This window comes from Massilia sp. CT11-108, from assembly GCF_047302915.1.
GTDB lineage: Bacteria > Pseudomonadota > Gammaproteobacteria > Burkholderiales > Burkholderiaceae_D > Telluria > Telluria orientalis.
The window spans coordinates 1-6,020 of the sequence record NZ_JBKYMO010000355.1 but is presented as its reverse complement, the minus strand read 5'-3'; the positions used below and the strand labels follow the sequence as shown (position 1 = coordinate 6,020).

Annotated in this window: 5 protein-coding genes and 2 pseudogenes; 1 reads left to right on the top strand and 6 read right to left on the bottom strand. The window is 68.9% G+C overall.

The features are described 5' to 3' along the window. A pseudogene (locus ACEN88_RS22625) lies at window positions 1–918 on the top strand (hypothetical protein); the annotation flags it as partial. Here ACEN88_RS22625 and ACEN88_RS22620 read toward each other — a convergent pair. The 6 genes and pseudogenes from ACEN88_RS22620 to ACEN88_RS22595 all read right to left on the bottom strand — a co-directional run. Beyond that, window positions 915–1,769 (bottom strand): DeoR/GlpR family DNA-binding transcription regulator, encoded by an 855-nt coding sequence (locus ACEN88_RS22620; protein ID WP_056127552.1) that lies wholly within the window; start codon window positions 1,767–1,769, stop codon window positions 915–917. The pseudogene ACEN88_RS22625 and the gene ACEN88_RS22620 overlap by 4 nt on opposite strands. Window positions 1,770–2,020: 251 nt before the next feature. Continuing rightward, on the bottom strand, window positions 2,021–2,560 hold the full coding sequence (locus ACEN88_RS22615) for a TIGR00730 family Rossman fold protein (RefSeq protein ID WP_413343227.1): 540 nt from the start codon (window positions 2,558–2,560) through the stop codon (window positions 2,021–2,023). Next, the gene (locus tag ACEN88_RS22610; RefSeq protein WP_413343225.1) at window positions 2,557–3,234 is read right to left on the bottom strand and encodes a TetR/AcrR family transcriptional regulator; all 678 of its coding nucleotides are present in this window, start codon (window positions 3,232–3,234) and stop codon (window positions 2,557–2,559) included. The genes ACEN88_RS22615 and ACEN88_RS22610 overlap by 4 nt, the downstream gene beginning before the upstream one ends. A 50-nt stretch (window positions 3,235–3,284) precedes the next feature. Beyond that, a complete protein-coding gene (locus ACEN88_RS22605) occupies window positions 3,285–4,208 on the bottom strand; it encodes a lipase family alpha/beta hydrolase (protein WP_413343223.1) in 924 nt (307 codons plus the stop codon). Window positions 4,209–4,211: 3 nt separating this feature from the next. Next, on the bottom strand, window positions 4,212–5,735 hold the full coding sequence (locus tag ACEN88_RS22600; protein ID WP_413343221.1) for a GMC family oxidoreductase N-terminal domain-containing protein: 1,524 nt from the start codon (window positions 5,733–5,735) through the stop codon (window positions 4,212–4,214). Beyond that, window positions 5,732–6,020, bottom strand: a pseudogene (locus tag ACEN88_RS22595) (hypothetical protein); the annotation flags it as partial. The pseudogene ACEN88_RS22595 and the gene ACEN88_RS22600, both read right to left, overlap by 4 nt.

Here is a 6,020-nt window from a genome sequence, read left to right as displayed (position 1 = left end):
CTGCAGCCCGCGCGCGCCGTCGCGGCCTCGCGCGGGCTGCAGGGTGCGCGCTGGCCCAAGATGACGAGTCCGCAGGGGCGCGAAAGCCCTGGCGGCAATCCGCTGATCGTGTGGAACCAGCCGCATCCGATCCACCTCGCCGAACTGCTGTACCGCGACGATCCCTCGCCCGCGACACTCCAGCGTTACCGCGACCTCGTGTTCGCGACGGCCGATGCGATGGCGTCGATGCTCGCGTGGGACGACGGGAACAAGCGCTGGGTCCTGGGCCCGCCGCTGTGGATCGCGCAGGAGATCCACGATCCGGCCGCCAGCATGAATCCGGCGTACGAACTGTCGTACTGGTCGACGGCGCTGGAGATCGCGCAGGCCTGGCGCACGCGCCTCGGCCTGCCGCGCAGCAGCGACTGGGACGAGAAGCGCCGGCACCTGTCCGCCCTCCCGGTCAAGGACGGCAAATACGTCGCGCTCGAATCGATCCCGGACACGTGGGACGACGTCGCCAGCCGCCAGGACCACCCGTCGTTCCTGATGGCGCTGGGCCAGCTGCCGGGCGCGGGCGTCGACCGCGCCGTCATGGACCGCACCCTGGACGCCGTGCTCGCCCAATGGGACTGGAAGGCGAAGATCTGGGGCTGGGACTATCCGATGATCGCGATGACGGCGGCGCGCCTGGGCCGTCCGGAGACGGCCGTCGACGTCCTGATGAAGACGGGCGTGCCGAACAACGGCTACACGGCGGCCGGGCACAATCCGAACACGGACTTGCCCGTCTACCTGCCCGGCAACGGCGCGCTGCTGGCCGCCGTCGCGATGATGGCGGGCGGCTGGGATGGCGCGCCGGCCGGGGCGGCGCCCGGGTTTCCACACGATGGGACCTGGGTCGTGCGGGCGGAAGGGTTGAAGCCGCTGCCCTAGGCCAGCATCGCGCACATGGTCCCGTGCAGCCCTAACTGCGCCCCATCCAACGCAATGCAATCCTGCGCCGGCGGCGTCTCCGGCTCGACAACGATCACCTTCACGCCCGCCTGCTCCAGCCATTGCACGGACAGGTCGGCGACGCCGCTGTCCGTGATCACCGTGTGCACCTGCTTCAGGTTGCACAGGATCAGGCCCGCGCGGCGCGCGAACTTGGAGCTGTCCACCAGCACGACGAGCTTTTCGGCCTGGCCGATCAGGCGCCGTTCGGCGCGGATCAGCAGCGGGTCGGTCTCGACGAGGCCCAGCATCGACAGCCCGGACACGCTCATGAACATCTTCGACGCGTACTGGTCGCCCGTCGCATCGTTGTCGAACGGGGACAGGATCACGTTCTCGTCGCGGTAGACGGTCCCGCCCGGGATCAGCACTTCGTTCTGGCTCGTCGCAAGCAGCCGGTCGGCCATCAGGAACGAGTTGGTCATGATCTTGAGGCTGCGGTCGGCCAGGAAGTCGGCCATCATGAACGTCGTCGTGCCGCCGTTGATGATGATCGTTTCGCCATCCTCGCACAGCGCGGCGGCGTGGCGGGCGATGGCGTACTTGCGCGCGGCGTTGGCGCGCAGGTTGTCGGCGAAGGTGTCGTTGGCGAGGCCGCCGAGGCGCTTCTTCCGCGGGGTCGTCTCGGCCCCGCCGCGCGTGCGGTGGATGAGGTTGCGGGCGGCGAGCCAGCTGATGTCGCGGCGGATCGTGGACGGCGACGCGTCCAGCGATTCGACCAGCTCGTGCACGGTGGCCGCCTTGCGCTCGTCGAGCAGCTTGAGCAGGCGGTTGCGACGCTTGTTGATCATGGTGTCTCCTTCTCGATATCGAAATCGATCCGGCGTGCGGCGGCCCCGTTTTAGTGGTGGATGGGGATCGACGCGTATCGCGTTCATCGTGCACATGCCGAATCGCCTTGTGCTACCGAATTATGATAGCGCACAACAATGATGTTAGGGATACGCGATCGATATCATTTCAAGGCACGGGGAGACACCAGGATTCGCTCGTGTAACGATCAGGAAGCGCTCAATGTTTCCGCAAACATCGAGCGATTGGATCAGGCTTGACGCAGGCGACGGATCAGCGTGTCGGGGTCGGCGTCGCGCACCAGCAACTCCGCGTGCGCGGGCCGCACGAAGCCGGTGCCGACGAGGTGGTCGATGAAGGACGCGAGGCCGTCGTAGAAGCCGTCCACGTTGAGGAGGCCGATGGGCTTGGCGTGGATGCCCAGCTGGGCCCACGTGACCATCTCGAACAGTTCTTCCAGCGTGCCCATCCCGCCCGGCATGGCGATGAAGCCTTCGGCCAGGTCGGACATCATCGCCTTCCGTTCGTGCATGTCCTTCACGACGAACAGCCGCGTGAGGCCGGCGTGGCCCACTTCGCGCTCGACGAGGTGCTTCGGGATCACGCCCGTCGCGTCGCCGCCGAGGCGCAGTACTTCGTCGGCGATCACGCCCATCAGGCCCACCTTGCCGCCGCCGTAGACGAGGCCGATGTTGTGCTCGACGAGGGCGCGCGCCAGGCCGCGGGCGGCGTCGGCATAGACAGGATCGGCGCCCAGCGAGGCGCCGCAGTAGACGGCGATGGATTTCATGGCGCTTCCGGTGGCAGTTTGGCGAGGAAGTCGTCGGACAGGCGCTGGAACAGCGCGAGCGTGTCGCCGCGCAGGTAAGGCCCCAGCATCGACAGCACCTGGTAGCAGCCGCGCGCGAGCGCATCCGCGATGGCCTGCTGCTCGCTGTACTTGCGCGGATTGCGCACGTATTCGTACGACAGCCAGTACGTGGCGACGACGACCATGTTCGTGGCCATGGCGCCGATCTGCGCGTCGCCCGCTTCGAGCGAGCCTTCGCTGCGCAGGTCTTCGCACAGCTGGCGCGCGACCTTGATCTTGTGGGCGAGGATCGCCTTGAAGTGCAGTTCCAGCTTGCGGTTGCGCGACAGGAGGTCGTTCAGGTCGCGGTAGAAGAACCGGTACTTCCAGATCAACTCGAACATGAGGTGCAGGTACAGCCACACGTCTTCCATGTTCGAGCGGCGGCCGGCCGGGACGGTCAGCATGCGCTCGATCTCCGCCTCGAACTGGACGAAGATCGAATTCACGATGTCGTCCTTGTTGCGGAAGTGGTAGTACAGGTTCCCCGGCGAGATGTTCATCTCGTCGGCGATCACGGTCGTGGTGATGTTCGGTTCGCCGAATTCGTTGAACAGCCGCAGCGACAGCTCGAGGATGCGTTCGCGGGTTCGGCGCGGGGCTTTCTGTTGCATGGAAACAAGTATGGGTGGACTCACGTGCAAGGATATCATCGACCGGACCCTCAGGCCATGGCCGGCTGCAGTTCTGTCAGAACGCGCAACACCTCGGCCAGCACGCCGGGGTTGCTGCCCAGCGCCACGTGCCCCACGCCGCCGAATGCGACGTTGCGCGCGCCCGGCAGGATGCTCGAATCCTGCGGCGCGATGATGTTGTCGTGGTGGGTATAGATGGAGACGATGCGTGCACGGACGTCCGGGGTCTCGCCCGCTGCGAGGTCGCGCAGCCACGCGCTGTCGCGGCGCATCTGCGCGGCGTTCTCGCCCAGGCCGAGGTTCGCCAGCACCGTGCCGTGGTGCGGCGTGCCGAGCGTGATCAACTTCGCCACGTTGGCACTCCCGTACGAGCGCATCCACGCCCGCGCGGCCAGCCCGCCCATGCTGTGGGCGACGATGGCGATGCGCGCGGCGCCCGTTGCGGCGCACAACTCCCGCACGCGCGCCTCGATCAGCGGCGCGTAATCGTCGATGCGTCCCGCGACCGGCTCCAGGTCGATGGTGGCGTGGCTGATGCGCTCGCGGTCCAGCAACGGTTCCAGGTGCGCCCAGAAGCCGCTGTTGCAGCCGTAGCCGTGCACGAGCAGCACCGGCACGCGGCCACTCTCTCGATGGAGGGACATGCGCGCGCAGCCGCGCGGCACGTGCCAGGACGTGACCAGCATGCTGGCCCGGAATTCCTCGGCCAGCATGCGCAGGCGTGCCGCGGGTCCGAGACGGAACTCGGGCGGCGTGTGGCTCGCCGCGCGCGCCGCCATGACAAAATTGTTCATGTTGATCAGGAGACGCACCAGCACGACGGCGCCGCCGCCCGCCAGCAGCGCGCCCCACACCGGCACGCCCCGGTGCTGCAGCGCCCACGCGATCAGCAGCGCCGCGGCCAGCTGCACGAGCAGGACGAGGCGCAGCAGGGTGCGGGCGCTGGCCGGCATGTCTTACGCCTGCGGCCGCGCGGCCGGCCGGCCCGTGAGGGAGTGCGCCAGGTCGCTGGCGAGGCGTGCCGTGATGCCGTAGATCGACAGCTGCGGATTGGCGCCGATCGACGTCGGGAACAGCGAGCCGTCGTGCACGGACACGTTGGCCAGGCCGCGGTAACGGCCATCCGGCCCCGTCACCCCGCGATGTTGGTCTCCGTCCGCCATCGCGCAGCCGCCCATCACGTGCGCCGACACGACACGCGTGAGGTGGCGCTCGAACGGCAGCGCGGCGATGCCTGCCTTCGCCTCGGCCCAGCTGGCGTAGCGCGGCGCCCGTTCGTGCGCGACCTGCACGCCGCTGGCACCGGCCGCGAACTGGATCTCGGCCATCGTCAGCAGGGCGCGCCGGGCGCCGTCCCACAGCGGATCGTTCAGCGGGTAGTCGAGGACAGGCGAGCCGTCCCCGTTCAGGCCCACGGTGCCGCCCTGCGACTCGGCATGAAAACCGTCGCGCAGCAGCGCCAGCATCCCCTGCAGGTGCGGGAAGTGGCGCATCATCTCCGCGTGCTCGCGGCCGAAGCCCTGCATCGTCGTCGCCAGCAGCACGGGGTGCAGCGGCGGCGCTTCCAGCTTGAAGCCGAGCGGGCCGTCGATCGCCTGCGTGTGCAGGAAGTGGTCCGAATAGACCGTCTGCGGCGCGCCCGCGTAGCCGTCGACGCGCTGCGGGAACAGCGCCGCCGACACGAGCGTCGGATGCAGGAACGTGCGCTTGCCCAGCTTCCCGCTGGGGTCGGGCGCCTTCGACCGGAGCAGCAGCGCCGGCGTGTTGATGGCGCCGCCCGCCACTACGTGCTCGCGGGCGCGCGTGACGAGGGTTGCGCCGTGGTCCAGCGCGGACGGGATCGTCGTCACGAGCATCGACTGCTTCGCGTTCGTCGGACAGCCCATGCCGCAATAGCCGAGGTTCCAGCAGCCGTTGACGTTGCGGCGGATGAGGCCCGTCGGGATGCCGAGCTGTTCCGCGCCGCGCCGCAGCAGGTCGTTGTTCTCGTTCGGCGCGCCGGGCCAGTCGGCCACGTGCAGCCGCGCTTCCATCAGCGCGAACCACGGCGCCAGCTCGGCCTCGCCATACGTCGACAGGCCGAAGCGCTGCTGCCAGAACGCGAGCGTCGTGGGCGGCGTGCGGAAGCTCGACGTCCAGTTCACCGTCGTCGACCCGCCCACCGTGCGGCCCTGCAGGATGTTGATGCCCTTGTCGCGCGTCTTGCGGGCGGCCGATTCCTGGTACAGCGCCGGGTAGGCGTCCGCCTCGCGCATCCTGAAGTCGCGCGAGGACTTCAGTGCGCCCTCCTCCACGACGATCACGGACAGGCCGGACAGCGCGAGGATCTCCGCCGTCACGCCGCCGCCCGCGCCGCTGCCGACGATGACGACGTCGGCGCTGAGATCGCGGTCCTTGTCTTCGCGCGCGCCGTCGATGACCTTCCAGCCGCGCGCGAGGCCGGCCACGATCGGATCGGGAATCACGTTCTGGCTGCTCATGCCAGTTCCTTCAGCGGGCCGGGATAGCCGATGGCGTCCCAGTGCGCCGGCTCGCTGTACCAGGCGCCCAGCACGAGGTCGTGCAGCGCCGCGTACGCCGTGCGCAGCAGCGACAGGCGGTGCACGCGCCAGTCCTGCAGGAACGCGGCGACGTCCGCCTCGTTCGCGGCGGCCCAGCCGTCCGGGATGCCCGTCAGCAGGCGCCGCGCCGGACCGAGCGCGAGGAGGCCGAACAGGTCCTGCACTTCCTGCTGGGCCGGCAGCGGCAGGCCGAGGATGGTCTGG